This window comes from Paucibacter aquatile, from assembly GCF_002885975.1.
Taxonomy (GTDB): Bacteria; Pseudomonadota; Gammaproteobacteria; order Burkholderiales; family Burkholderiaceae_C; genus Paucibacter_A; species Paucibacter_A aquatilis.
Genome location: NZ_POSP01000004.1, coordinates 469,966 through 491,974, shown reverse-complemented (window position 1 = coordinate 491,974; position 22,009 = coordinate 469,966). Strand labels below are relative to the sequence as shown.

General features: G+C 66.6%; 18 protein-coding genes. 10 read left to right on the top strand and 8 right to left on the bottom strand.

Annotated features, from left to right (window positions below):
• Positions 1–259: 259 nt before the first annotated feature.
• Positions 260–1,012 carry a LuxR C-terminal-related transcriptional regulator gene (locus C1O66_RS21815; protein ID WP_102770115.1) on the top strand — a complete coding sequence of 251 codons (753 nt, stop codon included), beginning with the start codon at positions 260–262 and terminating at the stop codon, positions 1,010–1,012.
• An 18-nt stretch (positions 1,013–1,030) separates the two neighbouring features.
• Here the strand turns inward: C1O66_RS21815 and C1O66_RS21810 are convergent, their stop codons facing one another.
• Positions 1,031–3,238 (bottom strand): NHL repeat-containing protein, encoded by a 2,208-nt coding sequence (locus C1O66_RS21810; protein ID WP_243392921.1) that lies wholly within the window; start codon positions 3,236–3,238, stop codon positions 1,031–1,033.
• Positions 3,239–3,449: 211 nt separating this feature from the next.
• Entirely contained in the window at positions 3,450–3,704 is a 255-nt protein-coding gene (locus tag C1O66_RS21805; protein ID WP_102770114.1) for a TIGR04438 family Trp-rich protein, read from the bottom strand.
• 141 nt (positions 3,705–3,845) lie between these two features.
• Here C1O66_RS21805 and C1O66_RS21800 point away from each other — a divergent pair, with 141 nt between their 5' ends.
• Positions 3,846–4,154, top strand: coding sequence for a c-type cytochrome (locus C1O66_RS21800; RefSeq protein ID WP_102770113.1), 309 nt, complete (start codon positions 3,846–3,848; stop codon positions 4,152–4,154).
• A 230-nt stretch (positions 4,155–4,384) separates the two neighbouring features.
• Here C1O66_RS21800 and acs read toward each other — a convergent pair whose 3' ends face one another.
• Complete coding sequence (gene acs / locus C1O66_RS21795) at positions 4,385–6,346, bottom strand: acetate--CoA ligase (protein ID WP_102770112.1); 1,962 nt, start codon at positions 6,344–6,346, stop codon at positions 4,385–4,387.
• 277 nt (positions 6,347–6,623) lie between these two features.
• Between acs and C1O66_RS21790 the strand changes: the two genes are divergently transcribed.
• Entirely contained in the window at positions 6,624–7,256 is a 633-nt protein-coding gene (locus C1O66_RS21790) for a TIGR00645 family protein (RefSeq protein ID WP_102770111.1), read from the top strand.
• Positions 7,257–7,377: 121 nt separating this feature from the next.
• On the opposite strand, the gene C1O66_RS21785 is transcribed toward C1O66_RS21790, so the two are convergent.
• From C1O66_RS21785 to nhaA, 3 genes are all read right to left on the bottom strand, one after another.
• Positions 7,378–8,928: a methyl-accepting chemotaxis protein gene (locus C1O66_RS21785; protein WP_102770110.1), complete on the bottom strand. Its 1,551-nt coding sequence runs from the start codon at positions 8,926–8,928 to the stop codon at positions 7,378–7,380.
• A gap of 46 nt (positions 8,929–8,974) precedes the next feature.
• Entirely contained in the window at positions 8,975–9,496 is a 522-nt protein-coding gene (locus C1O66_RS21780; protein ID WP_102770109.1) for a cache domain-containing protein, read from the bottom strand.
• A 254-nt stretch (positions 9,497–9,750) separates the two neighbouring features.
• The gene (nhaA, locus tag C1O66_RS21775; RefSeq protein WP_243392920.1) at positions 9,751–10,941 is read right to left on the bottom strand and encodes a Na+/H+ antiporter NhaA; all 1,191 of its coding nucleotides are present in this window, start codon (positions 10,939–10,941) and stop codon (positions 9,751–9,753) included.
• A gap of 175 nt (positions 10,942–11,116) precedes the next feature.
• Here nhaA and C1O66_RS21770 point away from each other — a divergent pair, with 175 nt between their 5' ends.
• The gene (locus C1O66_RS21770; protein ID WP_102770107.1) at positions 11,117–12,658 is read left to right on the top strand and encodes a fumarate hydratase; all 1,542 of its coding nucleotides are present in this window, start codon (positions 11,117–11,119) and stop codon (positions 12,656–12,658) included.
• A gap of 672 nt (positions 12,659–13,330) precedes the next feature.
• Here C1O66_RS21770 and C1O66_RS21765 read toward each other — a convergent pair.
• Together C1O66_RS21765 and C1O66_RS21760 are read right to left on the bottom strand one after the other, a co-directional pair.
• Positions 13,331–14,599 carry a mechanosensitive ion channel family protein gene (locus C1O66_RS21765; protein ID WP_102770106.1) on the bottom strand — a complete coding sequence of 423 codons (1,269 nt, stop codon included), beginning with the start codon at positions 14,597–14,599 and terminating at the stop codon, positions 13,331–13,333.
• Between the two features lie 90 nt (positions 14,600–14,689).
• Positions 14,690–15,625 (bottom strand): histone deacetylase family protein, encoded by a 936-nt coding sequence (locus C1O66_RS21760; RefSeq protein ID WP_102770105.1) that lies wholly within the window; start codon positions 15,623–15,625, stop codon positions 14,690–14,692.
• A gap of 59 nt (positions 15,626–15,684) precedes the next feature.
• On the opposite strand from C1O66_RS21760, the gene C1O66_RS21755 reads away from it, so the two are divergent.
• The 6 genes from C1O66_RS21755 to C1O66_RS21730 all read left to right on the top strand — a co-directional run bounded on the left by C1O66_RS21755 (position 15,685) and on the right by C1O66_RS21730 (position 22,006).
• Positions 15,685–16,629 carry an AAA family ATPase gene (locus tag C1O66_RS21755; protein ID WP_102770427.1) on the top strand — a complete coding sequence of 315 codons (945 nt, stop codon included), beginning with the start codon at positions 15,685–15,687 and terminating at the stop codon, positions 16,627–16,629.
• Between the two features lie 9 nt (positions 16,630–16,638).
• Positions 16,639–17,712, top strand: coding sequence for a DUF58 domain-containing protein (locus C1O66_RS21750; protein ID WP_102770104.1), 1,074 nt, complete (start codon positions 16,639–16,641; stop codon positions 17,710–17,712).
• Positions 17,709–19,781, top strand: a complete 2,073-nt coding sequence (locus tag C1O66_RS21745) for a transglutaminase family protein (protein WP_243392919.1) — start codon at positions 17,709–17,711, stop codon at positions 19,779–19,781. The genes C1O66_RS21750 and C1O66_RS21745 overlap by 4 nt, the downstream gene beginning before the upstream one ends.
• 246 nt (positions 19,782–20,027) lie before the next feature.
• Positions 20,028–21,182, top strand: coding sequence for a lytic murein transglycosylase B (gene mltB / locus C1O66_RS21740; RefSeq protein ID WP_243392918.1), 1,155 nt, complete (start codon positions 20,028–20,030; stop codon positions 21,180–21,182).
• Positions 21,183–21,215: 33 nt separating this feature from the next.
• Complete coding sequence (locus C1O66_RS21735; RefSeq protein ID WP_102770102.1) at positions 21,216–21,569, top strand: hypothetical protein; 354 nt, start codon at positions 21,216–21,218, stop codon at positions 21,567–21,569.
• Complete coding sequence (locus C1O66_RS21730; RefSeq protein ID WP_102770101.1) at positions 21,566–22,006, top strand: GNAT family N-acetyltransferase; 441 nt, start codon at positions 21,566–21,568, stop codon at positions 22,004–22,006. The genes C1O66_RS21735 and C1O66_RS21730 overlap by 4 nt, the downstream gene beginning before the upstream one ends.
• Positions 22,007–22,009: the final 3 nt, after the last annotated feature.

The following is a 22,009-nucleotide window of genomic DNA, read 5'->3' as shown; positions in this document are numbered from 1 at the left end:
GGCGGCATTGTAGGCAAGCAGAGACTCGCCCACCCCTTCCGCAACCCTGCCCCAGTGGCACACCATGTCCCAGTCGGAGGCCACGGCAGCATCCCGACGCGCAGGCCAGCGGGCGCCGTGTCTCCGCCCTCCGTGGATTCCCTAGCTTGTGACGCAGCGCTCGGACAACAGCCGAGCCGGGATGTGTAAACAGCTGTCTCCGCGACGGCTTCGGGTGGCGGTTGTGCGCTAGGATGGAATTTGTGCTGACCTTCTCACTATGGCCGTCAAAGTACTGATCATTGAAGACAACCCGGTTGCCCGGAGCTTTCTCTGCCGCGTGGTGCGCGAGAGCTTCAGCGATCCCATGGACATCTCCGAAGCCGGCGACCTGGAAGGCGCGCGCCGCCATATCAGCCAGCTGAACCAGAGCGACCCGGAGGCTAGTTTCCGCCTGGTGCTGGTGGATCTGGAGTTACCCGATGGCAACGGCATGGAGCTGCTGGCCGAGATGGCCGGATCGCCGGCGCTGAAGATCGTCACCACCCTCTACTCGGACGATGACCATCTCTTCCCCGCCCTGCAATGCGGTGCCGACGGCTATTTGCTGAAGGAAGACCGCTTCGAGGTGCTGGTCGAAGAGCTGCAACGCATCGTCAAGGGCCAGCCGCCGCTGTCACCGGCGATTGCGCGCCGCCTGCTCTCACACTTCCGCCCCAACTCCAGCGGCGACAGCGGCCCCATGGCCCTGAATTCGGGCTTCGGCACCTTGTCGTCCTCCGGGGTGCACAGCACCTTCGGCAACGGGCGCGGCGTGGTGCTCGACCCACCGCCCGAATGGGAACGGCTGACTCCGCGCGAAAGCGAAGTCCTCACCTACCTCAGCAAAGGCTTCACCATCAAGGAAATCGCCAACCTGATGGGCATCAAGTGGTTCACGGTCAACGACCACATCAAGAGCATCTACAAGAAGCTCAATGTGTCCAGCCGCGCCGAAGCCGCTGTGCTGGCGAGCAAGCAGGGCCTGGTCTGAAATCCTGACTGCACTCAGTCAACGGCCCCTCAAGGCCAGATCGCGACGCAGCAACGCCTCATTGCCCTGCTGGTCGCGCGCGATCACACGAAGCAGGTAATCCCCCGGCGGCAAGGGCGCATCCAGCAGCGCTGAGGGCGAACTGAGCCCATCGCGCACCTGCGCCCCCAGCTGGTAGCGAAAGCGCGTGAAGGCGCTGCCATGCACGGTCACTCCGCTGCGCGCGGCATAGGCCTGCTTGACCGCCCTGTCGTCCACCGGCAGGCGGCTGAAATCCAGCGTCATGCGCGGCTGCTCGAAACCAGCGACCGGTCGGCCATCCTCGTGCAGCAGCTGGTAGCCCAGGCTGTGCAGGCCCAGGCGGCGGCGCTCCTCATTGCCATCGACCTGGTCCCAGGCATCGACCACAAACTGCAGCTCACGCCAATCGGCAGGCAGACGCAGACGCCCCTGCTCCAGCTGCCGCAAGCGCCGCCCCGCAGCATCAAAGACCTCGATGCCCTCGATCAAGGGCGGCTGCTGGTCGCTGAAACCGGCAAAGCCCAGTTGCAAGGGGTTGCGGTGGTAGCCGCCCGTGCCCAAATTGATGTGCACATGGGCCATGGGATTGATCGAGCCCAGCGCATCGCCCGCGGCGAAGCGCGTGCCGCGACGAACCCGGATGCGCTCGGGCCGGCCCGCCGCATCGAGCACCAGTTGGAACTGACGGCCGTTGAGCAGCTGTCCCCGCTTGTCACGCCCCACCCGGATGTGGATGTAGGCCAGACGATCCAGAGACAGGCCCTCGGCATTGCTGCCGTAGGCCCAGTTGGCCAGCGGGCTGCTGACCTTGGCATCGGCCATGGCCACCACCAGCTCGCCGACATCGCCCTTCACATCCAAACCCTCATGCAGATGGTCACGCGCATCACCGCCACGGCGCCCTCGGACCTCGCCAGGTGTGCCCACCACCTCGTGCCAGCTGTGCTGCGGCAACAAGGGCCAACGCCCTTCGGTGCGCGGCAAGGCCAGATCGGGCGCAGGTCCGACATCGGCGCGCGGCGCGGTGCTGGCGTCTTCCGGCTCGCCCTGCCCCCAGCTCAAGCGATGGATGCGAAACGAGGCCGCATCGGTGACCAAGAGCTCACCGCGAGGCGTCAGCGCCAGGGCAGCCGGTCGAGACAGATGAGCCTGCGGGCCGCCGCTGAGGCGGTGCACGCGGCCATCCGGCGCGATCTGCAGCAAGGCACCCCGGCGCAGCACACCAACGTAAAGGTAGCCGTCGTGGCTGCGCGTCAGACTCAAGGGACGACGCAGCAGCTCGTCTTCGTCCTCGTCATCGCCGCGTACAAAGGTGCTGACCGTGCCGTCCGGCTGCACCAGGCGCACTGCGTCATTGCGGCTGTCCAGCACCCAGACGCGATCCTGTTCGTCCACGACCAGGGCAGTCGGCGTGTCAAAGCGCGCCTTGGCGCCCGGTCCATCCTGATCGCCCGGCCAGGCGCTGCCGGCCAAGGTGCGCACCTGCCCTGCAGGGCTGATGACACGAATGCGGTCGTTGTAGCTGTCCGCCACATAGACCGAGCCATCGCGCCCGACCGCCACGCCCAGTGGGCCGTTGAAGCGGGCCTGCTCGGCCGGGCCATCGCGAAAGCCCGGCTGGCCATTGCCGGCCACGGTGCTGACCTGACCCTGGGGGCTGATCTTGCGGATGGCATGGTTGCCGGTGTCGGCGACAAAGAGATTGCCCTGCGCATCGACCGCCAGGCCCGAAGGGGTGTGGAACGCAGCCTCGGCCAAGGGGCCGTCACGAAAGCCCTCGACGCCGCCGCTGAGGCTGTCCACCTGCCCGTCGGGACGCAAGCGCCGGATGCGGTTGCTGTCGCCGCCATCGCTGATATAGATCACGCCGGCCGCATCGACGGCGATGCCGTAAGGATCGGCAAACCGCGCCTGTGCGCGCGGGCCATCGCGCAAGCCGGCATGGCCATCGCCGGCCAGTAGATCCAGGCGAGTGGCCGCGGCAAACTCGCTGGGCGGAGGCAGGGCCGGGGCTGGCGGGGCTGCGAGCTCCACAGCAGCAGCCGGCGCCGACGGCGCCTCAACGGGCGCGACGGGACGCTCACGCTGCAGCTTGAGCAGAGCCAGCACGACGATGATCAGCGCGGCCACGCCGGCGATCATCAGCCACAGACCGCGAAACGAAGCCCGTGCTTTGGCTGGCGAGAAATCTGGAACTGGCGGCATGGTCGCTGCGGTGCAAGTGCTGAACAAGACAGGTGGATTGGAGCGGCGCAAGTCGCTTGTGCTGAGGCGGATGCGGGCTCGAAACCGTCGCGAGAGGGGCACAGCTCGCGGCTCGCATCACGGAGTGCGGCGCCATTGACGCGGCCGGCTCAAGGGCCTGACCGACGCCCGCAGAAGGGCAAGAAAAGCCTGTGCTTCAGGCCATCAGGGCTCAGCGCTTGCCTTTTTTCTTGTTCGGGTCAAGTTGACCCAGCGCTTCCATGGCCTTCTCGCGCCGCGCGGCCTTCTTCTCGTCCATGCGCTGCATGGCCTTGCGCTGGGTGTAGCCGGTGCCATCGGCCCAGGCCCACCAGGCCACGGCCAGACCAAAGGGCAGCAACACCAGGAACCAACTGCTGCTGGCCACAGGCTCGACGCCCAGCCATTTCAGCAACACCGCCAAGACACCTATGGCCAAAAACAACATAGAGAGAAACCCCTTGCGCAAGCAGTTCAAGCCCATTGCTGAACACTACAATTCTCCCAGCGCTGGTTGGCCTGAACTGTAGAGCACAAAGCCGACCGGCATCTGCGGAATTGCCCCTTGGTCTGCCCCCGAAAGGAAGTCATGAAGTTCGCATTCATTCTGGCCGCTCTGGCCACCGCCGCCGCTGCACCGGCCGCTTTCGCCAACGCTGAACTGGCACAAAAGAAAAACTGCATGGCCTGCCACGCCGTCGACAAGAAACTGGTCGGCCCGGCCTACAAGGATGTCGCCGCCAAGTACGCCAAGGACAAGGACGCCGCCACCAAGCTGGCCGACAAGATCATCAAGGGTGGCGCCGGCGTCTGGGGCCCCGTGCCCATGCCGGCCAACACGCAGGTGAGCGCGGCTGAAGCCAAGCAACTGGCCACCTGGGTGCTGAGCGCCAAGTGAAGCCACCCCGCTGAAGGGCCAACAGCTCTTTCAGCCCAGCACGTAAAAACAGGCCCCGCGGGGCCTGTTTGTTTTTCTGGGGCCGATGTGTAGTCAATAAGCCTGACCCAGTTGCTCGAGGATGGCCGGGTTCTGGTGATCCCCCACATCGCTGCGCGATATGAGTGATCCCCGAAACCTCGCCAGCAGCTGCGCTGCCCTCGCGCTCAAGCGCGACTCAAGCACCAGGGTCAGTAAGCCTGACCCAGTTGCTCGAGGATGGCCGGGTTCTCCAGGGTGCTGGTGTCCTGGGTGACGGCTTCGCCCTTGGCGACCGAGCGCAGCAGGCGGCGCATGATCTTGCCGGAACGGGTCTTGGGCAGGTTGTCGCCGAAGCGGATGTCCTTGGGCTTGGCAATCGGGCCGATTTCCTTGGCCACATGGTCGCGCAGCTGCTTGGCGATGACCTTGGCTTCGTCGCCGGTGGGGCGAGGACGCTTGAGCACCACGAAGGCACAGATGGCCTCGCCCGTGGTGTCGTCCGGGCGACCGACCACGGCGGCTTCGGCCACCAACTCGGTGCAACTGACCAGGGCCGACTCAATCTCCATCGTGCCCATGCGGTGGCCGGACACGTTCAGCACATCGTCGATGCGGCCAGTGATGGTGAAGTAGCCGGTGTCGGCGTCACGGATCGCTCCGTCGCCTGCCAGGTAGTAGCCCTTGAGCTCGCTCGGGTAGTAGCTCTTCTTGAAACGATCAGGATCGTTCCAGATGGTGCGGATCATCGAAGGCCAGGGCTTCTTGACGACCAGGATGCCACCTTGACCGTTGGGCACATCGTTGCCGGTCTCATCGACGATGGCAGTGGTGATGCCCGGGAAGGGCAAGGTGCAGGAGCCCGGAATCAGGGGCGTGGCACCCGGCAGCGGCGTGATCATGTGGCCGCCGGTTTCGGTCTGCCAGAAGGTGTCGACGATGGGGCAGCGGCCGCCACCGACATGCTTGTGGTACCACTCCCAAGCGGCGGGGTTGATGGGCTCACCAACCGAACCCAACAGGCGCAGGCTGCTCAGGTCATAACGAGCCGGATGCACGGCCTCGCTGGTCTCGGCCGCCTTGATCAGCGAACGGATGGCCGTGGGCGCGGTGTAGAAGATGCTGACCTTGTGCTTCTCGATCATCTTCCAGAAGCGGCCGGCATCCGGGTAGGTGGGCACGCCCTCGAACACGATCTCGGTGCCGCCCAAAGCCAAGGGGCCGTAGGCGATGTAGCTGTGGCCGGTGACCCAGCCGATATCGGCCGTGCACCAGAACACATCGTTGTCCTTGAGGTCGAAGGTCCACTTGGTGGTCAGCGCGGCATGCAGCAGATAGCCGCCGCTGGAATGCTGCACGCCCTTGGGCTTGCCGGTGGAACCGGAGGTGTAGAGCAGGAACAGCGGGTGCTCGGCCTCGACCCACTCGGGCTCGCAGACCGTGGACTGACCGGCCAGCAACTCGTGCAGCCAATGGTCGCGGCCCTCGACCCAGCCGATCTTGCCGCCGGTGCGCTGGTAGACGATCACGTCCTTGAGCGTGGGGCAGCTGCCATCGGCCAGGGCTTCATCGACGATGGATTTGAGCGGCAAGGCCTTGCCGCCTCGCAGCTGCTCATCGGCCGTGATGACCATGACCGCGCCGGCATCCTGCACCCGGTCGCGCAGGCTCTGCGCCGAGAAGCCGCCGAACACCACCGAGTGGGTGGCGCCGATGCGGGCGCAGGCCTGCATGGCCGCGACACCCTCGACCGACATGGACATGTAGATGACGACGCGGTCGCCCTTCTTCACGCCGCGCGACTTCAGCACATTGGCCAGCTGGGCCGTCTTGGCCAGCAGCTCGCTGTAAGTGACCTTGGTGACCGCGCCATCGTCGGCTTCAAAAATGATGGCGACCTTGTCGCCCAGGCCGCGCTCGACATTGCGGTCCAGGCAGTTGTAGGAGACGTTCAGGCGGCCGTCTTCGAACCACTTGAAAAACGGGGCGTTGCTCTCGTTGAGCACCTGGGTGAAGGGTGTCTGCCAGGTGACGAACTCGCGGGCCAGACGGGCCCAATAGCCCTGGTAATCGGCTTCGCTCTCGGCCACCAGGGCCTGATAGGCGGCCATGCCCTTGACGTGGGCCTGTTCTTGCCAGGCGGCGCTGGGCAGGTACGCTTGTGTCTCGCTCATGAAGGTGTCTCCTCGGGCAGGGCTTGATTGCAAACTGTGCGAATGTTTGCAACTGTGCGTCTTGTCTCTGACGAAGCGCTTACTCTAGCGCGGTAACTCAGCGTACCGAAGCGCGTGCCAGCCACGCCTTCCTCTGTTCGCACACCCTGGGCTGCCCTGCCTCGGCCTGCTGTTTTCTCCTGGGGAATCAACAAGTTCGGGGGCCTGCCTTCATGGGCATGCAAAGCGCGGCCCCTAGAATCGCGCCAGTTCAAATCGACCACCGAGTGAAAACCCTATGAGCACACCGTCGCGCCCCTTGCGCCCCTTACCTAACGTGATCTTCTCCAGCCGCTGGCTGCAGCTGCCCCTGTACCTGGGCCTGATCCTGGCGCAGGCGGTCTATGTGTTCCAGTTCTGGACCGAGTTGGTCCATCTGATTGAAGCTGCCTTTGGCAACCAGGAGGCCCTGGGCATGCTGGTCAAGAGCATCGGCTACAAGGCCACCGCCATCAAGGACGCCTCCGGACTTGTGATTGGCTACGAGCCGATTGCCAAGCTCAACGAGACCATCCTGATGCTGGTGGTGCTGGGCCTGATCGATGTGGTGATGATCTCCAACCTGCTGATCATGGTGATCGTGGGCGGCTACGAGACCTTTGTGTCGCGCATGGGCCTGGACGGCCACCCCGACCAGCCCGAATGGCTGAGCCATGTGAACGCCTCGGTGCTCAAGGTCAAGCTGGCCACCGCCATCATCGGCATCTCGTCCATCCACCTGCTCAAGACCTTCATCAACGCCGACAACTACAGCGAGAAAACGCTGATGTGGCAGACCTTGATCCACATCGCCTTCCTGTTCTCGGCCATCGCCATTGCCTACACCGACAAGCTGCTCAACAGCAGCCACGGCAAAGAGTCAGCTCACTGAAGCACGCCGCCCCACGCTGGGGCCTGGCCAAGAACAACGGCCGCCCAAGGGCGGCCGCTTCGCTTTTGCAGGCCCCATGGAGACCCGCTGGACTCCATGCCTGCGGGGGGGCTTCTGCGGCTCAACCCGGCTGCTCGTCACCCAGGCGAAAGGTGTGAACCACCTCGGCCAGCCGCACCGCCTGCTCCTTGAGACTCTCGGCCGCTGCCGCCGATTGCTCGACCAAGGCCGCGTTCTGCTGCGTCATCTGATCCAGCTGCAATACCGATGAATTCACCTCACCGATGCCGCTGGACTGCGCGGCGGCGGCCGAGGAGATGTCGCCAATGATGTCGGATACCTTCTGCACACTGGCCACGATCTCATCCATGGTGCGGCCGGCATCGGCCACCAGGCGGGTGCCGCCCTCGACCTTGTCCACCGAGGCGCCGATCAAGGTCTTGATCTCACGCGCCGCCTGGGCGCTGCGCTGGGCCAGGGAGCGCACCTCGCTGGCCACCACCGCAAAACCCCGGCCTTGATCGCCCGCCCGGGCCGCTTCCACCGCGGCATTCAAAGCAAGGATATTGGTCTGAAAGGCAATGCTGTCGATCACGCCGATGATGTCGCCGATCTTGCGCGAGCTGCTGTTGATGTCCTCCATGGTGCTGACCACCTGGGCCACCACCTCGCCGCCGCGCGCTGCCACCTCGGCCGCCGTGGCGGCCAGGCGGTTGGCCTCGCCGGCAGAACTGGCGGAGTGCTTGACCGTGCCGGTCAGGTGATCCATGGACGAGGCTGCCTGCTGCAGATTGGAGGCCGTCTGCTCGGTGCGGGTGCTCAGGTCCTGATTGCCATGGGCGATCTCGGCACTGGCGGTGCGGATGGATTCCGACGAGGCCATCACCGTGCGCAACGAACGCCCCAGCTGTGCGGCCATGGCCGCCAGGGCCCGCATCAGATCACCGACCTCGTCCTGGCGCTGACTGCTGGCATCGATGGTCAGGTTGCCGGCCGCCACCTCGTTGGCCAGATCGGCCGCACGGCGCAGCTCGGCGGTCAGGGCCCGCTGCATCAGCCAGGACGCGGTCACGGCCAGCACACCGCACAGCAGACCCAAGGCTCCCAAGCCCCAGGCCAGGTGCTTGGAGGTCCGGTCCGATGCATCCATGCTCGCAGTAGCAAACTCGTCCGCATGCTCGACCACCGCATTCATCTGCGCGGCCAGGGCCTTGAAGGTAGCGTCCGCCTCCTGCATGGACGCCACGCCGATATTGGGGTCCATGGTGGCCAGGTCCAGGGCGGAATCGGCCTGCTTCAGGTACTTGTCGATCAGCACACCGAGTTTCTCGGCGGCGGACTTGACATCTTCATCGGCCGCCGGTGAATCCCCCAGAGCCAGGGTGACCCGTTTGACGCCCGCCAGCTGCAATGCCAAGTCATCACGCACGCTCTTGACCTTGGCTTCGTCCAGCGACGCAATGATGGTCAGCGTGCGGTAGACGCTGGCATGAACCAAGGCCAATTGCTCGCGCGAGCTGGTCAGAGTGCGAAAGACATCTTTTTGCGCCTCAAAGCTGGCGCGGTTTTCGCTCGCCGCTCGACTCAGAAAAATGGCATTGATCTGCCCGGCGCCGAACACGAGGACCGCGGTCAACAGCGGGGCGGCGAGCAATTTGCTTGCGAGTTTCATAGGACTCCCTGGGGATGGTGCACATGGTGCAGGCGGGCGTTTTGTTTTACTTGTAGATGCCGCCGCAGACCACCGTGTCTTCGAGCCGCTCGCAGTACATGCTCTTGGGCTCGATCTTCTTGGTCTCGGGATTGGTGAACTTGTAGTCCTGCCAGAAGCTGGGCTTGGCCTTGCCCATCTCCACGCGCTCCTTGACGAAGGCCTTGCCGTCCACGTCCTTCAGATCGATCAGGTTCTTGCCCACCATCTTGATGTTGGCCCCATGTGCATGGACGACGCCGTCCAGTCCATAGACCACCAAATAGAGATCCTCAAAGCTGAACTGACCACCCTTGACCGAGATCTCGGCGTAGCCCTTTTCCTTGCCTTCCTTCTTGATGAAGGCCACGCCCTTCTTGACCATGGCCACCGCCTGTTCAGGCGTGGCGCCGCCGTCGGCCGCCAGGGCCGGACGCGGCAAAAGCGCGGAGAACGCCAGCAAGGCCGGCGCGACCAAGCTCATCAAGAGAGCCGGTGCGGCAGAGACCGCGAAGGAGCACGGGGCAGCGTGGACAGGCAAGGATTTCATAGCGGGTTCCTTTTCTGAGAGCGAGCGGATGAATGACGACGAAGAAGTCGCTGCGAAGCCATTGAAGCTCGGTCTCATGACAAAGATCCGACTTGCGAAGCGACGCAGCCCCAAACTGACAAATCTGGCACGCAAATGACGCGTCAGCACCGGCCGAACGCCATCCCGCGCCAGTCTGCTTCTTCGACCCGATGCCGTCGAGCTTGAGCGTTTTTCCTGGGCTGCCCCGCAGCAGCCCAGCGCTTGGGGAATTTTTACCTGCTCGCCGCCGGCGCCGCCTTGCTCAGGATCAAGGCGCCCAAGACTCCGGCCAGGAGTGAGCCGCTCAGCACGCCCAGCTTGACCCGCGTCTCAAAGCTCGGGTCCAGGCCGGCAAAGGCCAGGCCACCGATGAAGAGGCTCATGGTGAAACCAATGCCGCAGAGCACGCAGACGCCGAAGAACTGAGTCCAGCTGGCGCCCTGCGGCCGGCTGGCCGCGCCGGTTTTGATCAACAGCCAGGCGCTGCCGAACACCCCCAGGGCCTTGCCCAGCACCAGGCCGGCGGCGATACCCAGAGGCAGCGGCTCCAGCAGGGCCGCGGGGCTCAGGCCCGCCAGCGAGACCCCGGCATTGGCAAAGGCAAACATGGGCAGGATCAGGAACGACACCCAGGGATGGAGGCCATGCTCCAGGGTCTCCAGCGGCGAGTGACCGCCTTTGGGGTCGTGCATGGGGATGAAGAGGGCCGTGGCCACGCCGGCCAGAGTGGCATGCACGCCCGACTTGAGCACGCACAGCCACAGCAGCAGGCCCAGCACGATGTAGACATCGCTGCGCATCACACCGGCGCGGTTCAGCAAGGCCAGGCCGAGCAGGCACAAGGCCGCCAGGCCCAGCATCAGCAGGGACAGCTGCTGCGTGTAAAACAAGGCGATCACGACGATGGCGCCCAGGTCATCGATGATGGCCACGGCCGTCAGGAAGACCTTGAGCGAGGCCGGCACGCGCGAGCCCAGCAGCATGACGATGCCGATGGCAAAGGCAATGTCGGTCGCCGCCGGAATCGCCCAGCCGCGCAGGGCCTGGGCATCGCCCCAGTTGATGGCGCTGTAGATCAGGGCCGGCACCACCATGCCGCCCAGGGCGGCCACCGCCGGCAGCACCGCCTGGCGGCGCGAAGCCAGCTCGCCCGCCACAAACTCGCGCTTGATCTCCAGGCCGACGAGGAAAAAGAACACCGCCATCCAGAGGTCGTTGACCCACACCAGCAGGGGCTTGGCCAGCAGCAGGGCGGTACCGCCAGCGCCATCGCCGATGCGCACCTCGCCCGGGATGCGGGTGAAGGCCTGGTAGGCCTCGCCCCAGGGCGAGTTGCTGATGATCAAGGCCAGCACGGCGGCGCAGGCGAGGATGATGCCGCTGGCGGACTCGCTGGCAAAGAAACGACGCAGGGCTGGGGTCACGACGGAATCCTCCTCGACATTACACTGGTGGGCATGCTTGACTTGGCGCGCCTGGCCGGCCATTCCGTCCTGGATGTCCCGGCCCATTCAGCGCCCCGCAAGCTCAGCCCGGCATGATGCCGCAAGAATTTCTCAGTTCCTCCCACTTCTCCCCTCCCCTGTACGGACTCACACCATGAGCACACAGATTCGCTACCAAGATCTGGTTGACAGCGTCGCCGGCGCCCTGCAATACATCAGCTACTACCACCCCGCTGACTACATCACCCACCTGGCCCGCGCCTACGAGCGCGAGCAAAGCCCGGCCGCCAAGGACGCGATCGCGCAGATCCTGACCAACTCGAAGATGTGCGCCGAGGGCCGCCGCCCGATCTGCCAGGACACCGGCATCGTCAACGTCTTCCTGAAGATCGGCATGAATGTGCGCTTCGTGGACTTCCCCGGCTCGATCGAGGATGCGATCAACGAGGGCGTGCGCCAGGCCTACAACCACCCGGACAACAAGCTGCGCGCCTCGGTGCTGAACGACCCGATCTTCGAGCGCAAGAACACCAAGGACAACACGCCCGCCGTCATCAACATGACTCTGGTGCCCGGTGACACGGTCGATGTCATGGTGGCCGCCAAGGGCGGCGGCTCCGAGAACAAGAGCAAGTTCGTGATGATGAATCCCAGCGACAACCTGGTCGACTGGGTGCTCAAGACCGTACCCCTGATGGGTGCGGGCTGGTGCCCACCGGGCATGCTGGGCATCGGCGTCGGCGGCACGGCCGAGAAGGCCATGCTGATGGCCAAAGAGTCCTTGATGGATGACATCGATATGTACGAGCTGCTGGCCCGCGGCCCGCAGAACAAGCTCGAAGAGCTGCGCATCGAGCTCTACGAGAAGGTCAATGCCCTGGGCATCGGCGCCCAAGGCCTGGGCGGCCTGACCACGGTGCTGGACATCAAGATCAAGACCTACCCCACCCACGCGGCCAGCAAGCCCGTGGCCATGATCCCCAACTGCGCCGCCACCCGCCACGGCCACTTCGTGCTCGACGGCTCGGGCCCGGCCTTCATCGAGCCGCCCAGCCTGGACCTCTGGCCCGATGTGAAGTGGGCGCCGGACTACAACAAGAGCAAGCGCGTCGACCTGAATACCCTGACCAAGGAAGAAGTGGCCAGCTGGAAGCCGGGCGATACCTTGCTCTTGAACGGCAAGATGCTGACCGGCCGCGACGCCGCGCACAAGCGCATCGCCGACATGCTGTCCAAGGGCGAAAAACTGCCGGTGGACTTCACCAACCGCGTCATTTACTACGTCGGCCCGGTCGATCCGGTGCGCGAAGAAGTGGTGGGCCCCGCCGGCCCGACCACTGCCACCCGCATGGACGGCTTCACCCGCATGATGCTGGAGAAGACCGGCCTGATCGCCATGGTCGGCAAGGCCGAGCGCGGCCCGGTTGCGATTGAAGCCATCAAGGACAACCAGAGCGCCTACCTGATGGCTGTGGGCGGCGCCGCCTACCTGGTCAGCAAGGCCATCAAGGCCGCGCCGGTGGTCGGCTTCGCCGACCTGGGCATGGAAGCGATCTACGAGTTCGACGTGGTCGACATGCCGGTGACCGTGGCGGTGGACGCCGGCGGCACCAGCGCCCACATCACCGGCCCGGCCGACTGGAAGGAACGCATCGCCAGCGGCAAGACGGTGAGCATTCCGGTGAACGCGGGCTGATCGCAGCGCCCACCAGCCCATCAGAAGAGCCGGCAGCGATGCCGGCTTTTTTCGTTCTCGTTCTCGGCACATCGCGGACCATCGTTGTGCTCGTCACTCTCGCTGCGGTGTCTCGGCCCGCCGCCGGGCTCATGGTTCGCGGGTCGGCTCTGCGAGCCGACTCCCCTCGCTGCTCACTCCGCGGCTCAGCGGCGCCAAACTCCCTCCGTTCGCTGCGCTCACTGTGGTCAAACAGTGGCGCCGAGTCAGCGCTTGAAGCGCGTGGGTACACGCGCCTGAGCCGCTCCGCTGCGCCCTCGGCCGCGCACAAATCGCCCGTCGGCGGGCCGAGCCACCTCCGGAAGTGGCGTGTTCCACCGTGGAAGGGGCACATCGCCCGCGATGCAAGCGCCCTGCAGCCCGTGCCGCTGCCGGGCGATTTGTGCCGGGCCGAGCAGCACAGCGACTCGGGGCGCGCACGTACTCGTGCGCTTCAAGTACTGACTTGGCGCTTCTGTCTGAACGAAGCGAACGCAGGGAGCGAAGTGAGTTATGCGCCAGCCCCGAGGCGCGAGCAGCGCAGGGAAGTCGGCCCGTCAGGGCCGACCCCGGAACCATGAGCCCAGTGGCGGCACGGGCGGCAGGGCCTCACGAGAAAAACCAGCGGCTGCTCTGTGCCGCGACCAGACAACGCTAGGCCTGCCGCACCACCCGCTGCGGGAAGGGGATCTCGATGTTCAGGCCATTGAGCAGGCGCAGGATGGCCAGATTGACATCGGAACGCACGCCGCCCTGACCGTTCTCGGGATCGGCGATCCAGAAGAACACGGTCAGCTCCAGGCCGTCGGCGGCAAAGCTGCTCAGCTGCACCGAAGGACCGGGCTCGCCGAGCACGCGAGGCACCTCGCCCACCCGCGCCACCAGCTTGGGGATCAGATCCTCGACATCGGTCCCGTACGCCACCTGTACCACGGTGCTGAGCAGCACCTTGGGATCGGCCAACGAGGAGTTCTCCACCCGCTGAGTGATCATCATCTCGTTGGGCACCACGGCCTCGCGGCCATTGAGCGCGCGGATCACGGTGTAGCGGGTCTTGATGTCGCTGATGCGACCCTCGAAATTGTCGACCCGGACCATGTCGCCGATGCGCAGCGAGCGCTCGGCCAGGATGACAAAGCCCGAGACGTAATTGGCCGCCAGGCGCTGCAGGCCCAGACCGATACCCACGCCCAGCGCACCACCCAGCACGCCCAGCGCCGTCAGGTCGATGCCGGCCGCCGACAAGGCAAACAAGAGGCCCACCAGCAAAAGCAAGGCACGGGTGATGTTGGCGGCGATCTTGCGCAGGGACAGGTCCATGCCGCCGCCGCGCAGCAAGCGCGCCTCGATCACGGACGACACCCACAAGGCCAGCACCAGCACCACCACCGCGGTGAAAGAGCCTTCGATCAGATTGCGCAGCGAGATCTTGGTCACCCCGACCTTGAAGTCGATCGCGTCGAGTTCTTCCAGGAACCAGGGCAACACGCCCGTCACCCAGAGGATGGAGCCGCCCCAGGCCATCCAGGAGACCGTGCGCTCGATCACCTTGACCAGGCCCGAGGTGGGCATGGCCGCGCTGAGCACGCGCACCGTCATGCGAATCGCGAGCAGGGACACCAGCACCGGCACCGCCAGCTTGAACACCGCCGGCGACAGGCCGAAGTGCGGCAGCACCTGCTTGGCCAGCAAGGCCAGCAGCAGGGCCAGCACGGGGAACAGCGCGCCGTCCACCACATGACGGCCAAACAGCACGGACGCCGGCCGGTGGGCCACGCGCCGGTTCAGCACGCTGACCACCAGCCAGGACAGACCCAGGCAGGCCACCAGCACCGCCAGACCGACCAAGGCAGTCGGGCTGAACAAGGCCGCGGTCAAGGCATGAAGTTCTTGGAAATCGATCGGTTTGCTGTTGCTGCTCATGCGCTCAGTGAAACGCGGCTCTGTGAAGCCGGCGTGAATCCAGAAAGAGGTTCAAAAAAGGGGAAGCAAGATGGCCGCAGCGGCACGGCCTCAGATGCCGGCCAACACGCGCAGATGCACACCCACGCTGCGCGCCAGCGCATCGAGGTTGTAGCCGCCTTCCAGGCAGGACACGATGCGGCCCTGGGCATGGCGCTCGGCCACATCCTTGATGCGCTGGGTGATCCACTCGTAGTCGGATTCCACCAGGCCGAGCTGACCCAGATCGTCCTCGCGGTGGGCATCAAAGCCGGCCGAGATGAAGATCATCTGCGGCTTGAAACGCTCCAGCGCCGGCAGCCACATGGCCTCGATCATGGAGCGCACCTCCATGCCCCGGGTGTAGGCCGGCACCGGCACATTGACCATGTTCTCGCCCTTGGGCACGGCGCCGTTGTAGGGGTAGAGCGGGTGCTGAAAGATGCTGACCATCAGCACGCGGTCATCGCCGGCGATGATGTCCTCGGTGCCATTGCCGTGGTGCACGTCGAAGTCGACGATGGCCACACGCTTGAGGCCGCGGTCGTCCAGCGCATGACGAGCCGCCACCGCCACATTGTTGAAAAAACAAAAGCCCATGGTCTGGTCGCGCGTGGCATGGTGGCCCGGCGGGCGCACGGCGCAAAACGCGTTCTCGGCGCCACCATCGAGCACCAGATCGGTGGCCCGCACGGCCGCACCCGCGGCGCGCAAGGTGGCGGCCCAGGTGTGGGGCGTGGCCACGGTGTCCGGGTCCACCGCATGCGATTCGCCACGCTCGGCCAGGCCTTGCAGCAGATCGGCCAGCTCGGCCACATAGCTGTGGCTGTGCGCGCGCTCCACGGCGGCCAGATCCACCAGCGGCGCCTCGTGGCGCTCCAGCGCCTGGTCGATGCCGGTGGCCAGCAGCCAGTCGTCGATGGCCGTCAGGCGCTGCGGGCATTCCGGGTGGCCAGGGCCCATGTCGTGCCGGCGGCAGTCGGGGTGGCTGAAATAGGCTGTCGACATGGGGGCGCAAAGTTGAGGGGACGGAACCAGCCGCACGGTTTTCCGCTATGGTGTCCTGCATGACGCGTGAAACACAGACCCTACAAGACAGCGCAGCGCAACTGACGGCTTTGCAGCAGCAGGTTAGCACGATCATCAAGGGCAAATCGGCGCAGATCCGCGACGGACTGGCCTGCCTGATTGCCGGCGGCCACCTGCTGATCGAAGACCTGCCCGGCGTCGGCAAGACCACCCTGGCCCATGCCCTCGCCATCAGCCTGGGCCTGCAGTTCTCGCGCCTGCAGTTCACCGCCGACCTCATGCCCTCGGACCTGCTCGGCGTCAGCATCTACGAGCGTGAGAAGGCCGGCTTTGTCTTCCACCCGGGCCCCGTGTTTGCCCAGGTGCTGCTGGCCGACGAGATCAACCGCGCCGGCCCCAAGACCCAGAGCGCTCTGCTCGAGGCCATGGAGGAGAACCAGGTCAGCATCGACGGCGCCAGCCACGCCCTGCCCCAACCCTTTTTTGTGATCGCCACGCAAAACCCCAGCGAGCAGCTCGGCACCTACCCCTTGCCCGAATCGCAGCTGGATCGCTTCCTGATGTGCATCTCGCTCGGTTACCCGGACGAAGCCGCCGAGCGCGAGCTGCTGGCTGGCCAGGACAGCCGCGAGGCCTTGCGCGCCCTGCGCCCGGTGATGACGCCCGCGCAACTGCTGGCCACCCAGGTCGCGGTGCGAAACATCCATGCCGCGCCGGCCCTGTTGGACTACCTGCAAGCGCTGATCAAGGCCACCCGCTCGGGCGAGTGGTTCCGTGAGGGCCTGAGCCCGCGGGCCGGTCTGGGCGTGCTGCGCGCGGCGCGCGCGCGGGCCTTGCTGGAGGGGCGCGATTTCGTCTCGCCCGACGATGTCCAGGCCATCCTGCCCCAGACCATCGCCCACCGACTGCGGCCCAAGGCCGGCGCGGGGCGCGGGCCTCGCGAGCAGGTGCGGGCCATGATTGAAGCGATCGCCCTGCCCTGAGTCGCCCAGATGGCCTGGAACCTTGCACAGCCCCTGCGGCACCGCGTGCAGGCCTGGTGGCTGGCGCGCCACCGGCGCAGCGACCAGTGGCAGCTCAGCCAGCGCAACCTCTACATCCTGCCCAGCCGGCCGGGGCTGTTCTTCTGCGCCACCTTGCTGGTGCTGCTGCTGGCCTCGATCAACGAGCAGCTGAGCCTGGGCTATCTGCTGACCTTCTTGCTCGGCGGTGCGGGCCTGGCCTCCATGCACAGCACGCACGGCAATCTGCAAGGGCTGAAGCTGGAGCTCAAAGCGCCCGAGCCCGTGTTCGCGGGCGACGATGTGCAGCTGGAGCTGCGCCTGCACAACGACGACGCGCGGCCGCGCTGGGGCGTGGGCCTGGCCGTGCAGCCGCAACGCCTGTCCAGCTTCAAGACCGCCAGCGAGTTCGCCTGGACCGATGTGCCGGCGCGCGACCAGGCGCCGCTGCAGCTGCGCTTTGCCAGCCCGGCACGCGGCCACCACCCACTGCCGGCCTTGCAGATCATGAGCCGCTTTCCGCTCGGCCTGTTCCGCGCCTGGAGCGTCTGGCGGCCCGCGGCCGGGCTCTGGGTCTATCCCCAGCCCGAGCGCTCGCCACCGCCCTTCCCCGAAAGCGCCGGCGGCGGCGAGGGGCAGGCGCAAGCTCAGACCCGCGCCCTGCGCCAGGCCGGGCTGGAGCTGGACGGCGTGCGGGGCTACCAGCGCGGGGACTCCATGCGCCAGGTGCTGTGGAAGAAAGCTGCGCTGAGCCTGGACAGCGGCGTGCTCGGCGCGCCGCTCTGGGTGCGCGACAGCCAGGCCCTGGCCTCGCAAGAGCTGTGGCTGGACTGGCGCGACACCGCCGGCCTGGCCGATGAAGAACAGCGCCTGTCGCGCCTGTGCGCCTGGCTCCTGGCGGCCGAAGCATTGCAGAGGCCCTACGGCCTGCGCCTGGACGGCCAGGAATGGCCGCCCGCCCTGGGCCCGGCTCAGCAGCAAGCCTGCCTGCGCGCCCTGGCCCGGCATGGTCAGACCGAGACCTTGGACGCTCCGCACGAGGATGAGAGCGAGGGTCCAGCATGAGCCTCGCCGGCATCCCCATGTTCCAACGCTCGGGCAGCCTGCCGCGCGAGGCGCGCGACACGCTTTTCCTGCTAGCCACCATCGCCGCCGTGCTGCTGCCCCATCTGGATCACCTGCCGGCCTGGGCCAGCGGCATCACGGCCCTGGTGCTGGGTTGGCGCGGCTGGCTGGCTTGGCGGGGTCAGGCCTTGCCTGGGCGCTGGGCCCTGGTGGCCGTGCTGCTGCTCACCGCCTCGCTGACCTGGCTGACCCACCGCACCCTGCTGGGCCGCGAGGCCGGCATCACCATGCTGGTGATGCTGATGGCGCTCAAGACCCTGGAGCTGCGCGCGCGGCGCGACGCCTTCGTCGTGTTCTTCCTCGGCTTCTTCCTGGTGTTGACCAATTTCTTCTACTCCCAGTCGTTGCTGACTGCGATCTGGATGCTGGCCAGCGTCTGGGCCCTGCTCAGCGCCCTGGTGCTGGCGCAGATGCCGGTGGGCCAGCCCAGCCTGCGCATGGCTGCAGCCCAGGCGGCGCGCACCACGGCCTGGGGCCTGCCGGTGATGGTGCTGCTCTTCCTGCTGTTCCCACGCATCGCGCCGCTCTGGGGCGCGCCGACGGATGCCGTCGGCCGCACCGGCCTGTCCAACACCATGGACTTTGGCGCCATGGCCGAGATCGCCAACGACGAGGCGGTCGCCATGCGCCTGCGCTTCGAGGGCGATCAAGCGCCGCCACCACCCGAGGCGCGCTACTTCCGCGGCCCGGTGCTGTCCCAGTTTGACGGCCGCAGCTGGCGGCCCGCCCCGCAGACCTGGCCCGGCCGCAGCGACCGGCTGACCCTGAGCGGCGCACCCCTGCGCTACGAGCTGACCCTGGAGCCGCTGCGCATCAGCGTGCTGCCCCTGCTGGAGATGAGCCCCGGCCAGGCCGGCGAGGCCCTGGAGCTGGACGGACTGAGCCTGCGCCGCGCGCCGGAGCTGCAGTGGCAGGCGCCGCGCCCCATCACCGAGCGCCTGCGCCTGAGCACCAGCGCCTACCGCGACTACCGCCATGGCCCGCAGCAGAACGAGCTGGTGCTGCAGAACTACCTGGACCTGCCGCCGGGCCTGAACCCCCGCACCCTGCAATGGGCGGCCGATCTGCGCCGCCAGCCGCGCTATGCGGGCCTGGAGGAAGCACAGCTGACGCCCCGCCTGGTCGAGGAGGTGCTGGCCCACATCCGCAGCGCCGACTTCATCTACACGCTCGCGCCGGGACGCTACGGCGCCGAGTCGCCACATCTGATCGACGAGTTCTGGCTGGACCGGCGCCTGGGCTTTTGCGAGCACTTTGCCTCGGCCTTTGTCGTGGTACTGCGCGCCATGGGCGTGCCTGCGCGGGTGGTGACCGGCTTCCAGGGCATGGACCCCCAGCCGCAGGACGGCTACTGGATCGTGCGCAACAGCAATGCCCACGCCTGGGCCGAGTACTGGCTTCCCGGCCGCGGCTGGCTGCGCGCCGACCCCACGGCGGCCGTGGCGCCCGAGCGGGTGCTGCAGGGTCAGGCCTTGCGCCCGCCGCCAGGCGTGCTGGCCAATGCCCTGGGTCAGATCAACCCCACGCTGTGGCTGAATCTGCGCCGGGGCTGGGAGCTGCTCAACAACCGCTGGCAGCAGCAGGTGCTCAACTACTCGCGCCAGAACCAGTTCGACCTGCTCAAGCAACTGGGCGTCAGCCAGCCGGACTGGGCCGCTCTGGGCCAGCTCTGCGCCGGCGTGATCGCCGCCCTCGGGCTGCTGGGCGCCGCCTGGAGCCTCTGGCAGCGCCACCGCCCGCAAGACGCCTGGAGCCGGCAGCGGGGCCAGGTCTTGCGTGAGCTGCATGCCCTGGGCCTGGTGGAAGCTGCCCCACATCAAGCGCCGGGCACCTGGGCGCAGATGCTGCGCACGCGCTTCGGTGCCAGGGCCGAGCCGGCCGCAGGCCTGCTGCTGGCACAGGAGCTCGCACGCTACGGCCGGGGCGCCGAAGCCCAGACAGCAGGGTGGCGCGAACGGCGGCGCTGGCTGCAGGCCTTCCGCAGCGCATGCCAGCAATGCCGCGGCTGAAGCCCTGACGCCCCGCTTCAGCGCCATGGGCGGCGATGGAGGCGGCAGCAAGCCGGGTATGCTGGGCCCCGTTTTCTGATCGATTTGATGTCTTGTCTTTCTGTCTGCCTTCCCGCCTGCCTGCTTGCTTTTTCGATGCGTCTGCCTTCTTTGCTCTTCCCCTCCCCCGTGCGGCCGCACGCCCCCGCTTTCCAAATGCCAGCGCCACCGTCACCCCGGCTGCGTGGACGCTGCGCGGGCCTGATCTTGTGCGCAGGCCTGCTGCTGGGTCTGAGTGCACCCAGCACCAGCCTCGCCGCGGCCTCTGCCATCACGGAGGCCGGCAGCCCAACAAGCAGCCCTAAAAAGGCCTCGGCGAAAACGACGGCCAAGCGGAGCGCCAAGCCGGCCGCCAAACCGCCAGCCAAAGCCAAGGCCAAACCGGTGGCGCTCAAGCCTTTCGGCACCCGGCCCGATGTGCTGGCCTTTGCCGCCGGCCTGGCCAGCGAGCAAGGCTGGGACGAAGCCAGCCTGCAGCGCCTGCAGCAGCAATTGGCACAGGCCCACATCCACCCCACGGTGCAGCGCCTGATCATGCCGCCGCCGGCCGGCACGGCCAAGGATTGGGCGGCCTACCGTGCCCGTTTTGTCGAGCCGCGCCGCCTGCAGGCCGGCCTGCGGTTCTGGGAACAGAACGCCACCAGCCTGGCCCGCGCCGAGAACGAGTACGGCGTGCCGGCCGAGCTGATTGCCGGCCTGATCGGCGTCGAGACCTTTTACGGTCAGATCACCGGCGGCTTTTCGGTGCTGGACGCGCTGGCCACCCTGGCCTTCGAGTTCCCCAGCGGCCGCAGCGACCGCAGCTCTTTTTTCCGCAGCGAACTGGCCGAGTTCCTCAAGCTCTGCCGCCGCGAGGGCCTCAATCCCGCCGAGGTCAAAGGCTCCTACGCGGGCGCCATGGGCTGGCCGCAGTTCATGCCCGGCAGCTGGAACCGCTATGCCGTGGACTTTGACGGTGACGGCCACATCGACCTGATCCAAAGCCCGGCCGATGCCATCGGCAGCGTCGCCCACTACCTGGCCCGCCACGGCTGGCAGCGCGGCCTGCCCACCCACTACAGCCTGGCCATGCCGGTGGACACCAGCGCCCGCGCGCGTCTGCTGGCTCCCGACATCAAGCCCAGCTTCACGGTGCAAGAACTGCGCGCTGCCGGCGCGGAGCCCAGCGAAGCCGCGCTGGAGCACCCGCCCAAGCAGCTGCTCGCCGTGGTGGAGCTGCAAAACGGCGAGGCCGCACCGAGCTACTGGATCGGCACCGAGAATTTTTATGTGCTGACCCGCTACAACTGGTCCAGCTACTATGCCTTCGCGGTGATCGAGCTGGGTCGCACCCTGGCCGGCATGCGGGCGGCGGGGCGCTGAGTGAGCGCCTCATTGATGAGGAGAGGATGCCGCATGAAGAAGAAGATGATGATGATGAAGCTCGTGGTCTGTGGACTGGCCACTTGCGGGTTCCTGTCGGCACAAGCAGTTCAGCCGGTCGATGCCGGCTTGCAGCCTTTGCATGAGCGCTTGAGTGCCCTCGCGCAAGATCAGAAGCGTCTGGACGAACAGCTCAGCCGTGAAGACGGCAGCGCCGAAGCACGCGCCCATGCCTGGCGACGCAGCAAGGCCCTGGCCGCGGAGCGCGCGCAACTGGAGCGTGACATCGCTCTGGCACGGCTCCGTGCGCAATCGCCCTTGTTGATGCATGCAAGCCCGAGCCCCAGCGAGTCGAGCCCAGCAAGCCAAGCACCAGCGAATCCATGAAGGCAAACGAACTGTCCTACACCGTGCTGCTGGCCACCCCCAGCATCGCGACCTATCGCCATCTGCGCAGCGCCAGCGGCCTGAGCGCCAAGACCGAGGAGGCCGCCCGCCGCGGTCTGGCCGGCAGCTTGTTTGCCGTCCAGATTCAGCATCAGGGCGAGACCGTGGCCATGGGCCGCCTGATCGGTGACGGCGGCTGCTTCTACCAGGTGACCGACATCGCCGTCCTGCCCGCCCACCAAGGCCGCGGCCTGGGCAAGCGGGTGATGGCTGAGATCATGAAACACATCGAGACTGAGCTGCCCGAATCGGCCTACGTGAGCCTGATCGCCGACGGCCAGGCCCATGAGCTCTATGCCCAATTTGGTTTCAAGCTGACCGCACCGCGCTCGGTGGGCATGGCGATCCTCGTGGGCCCGCGCTCGGCGCCCGTCTGAGGC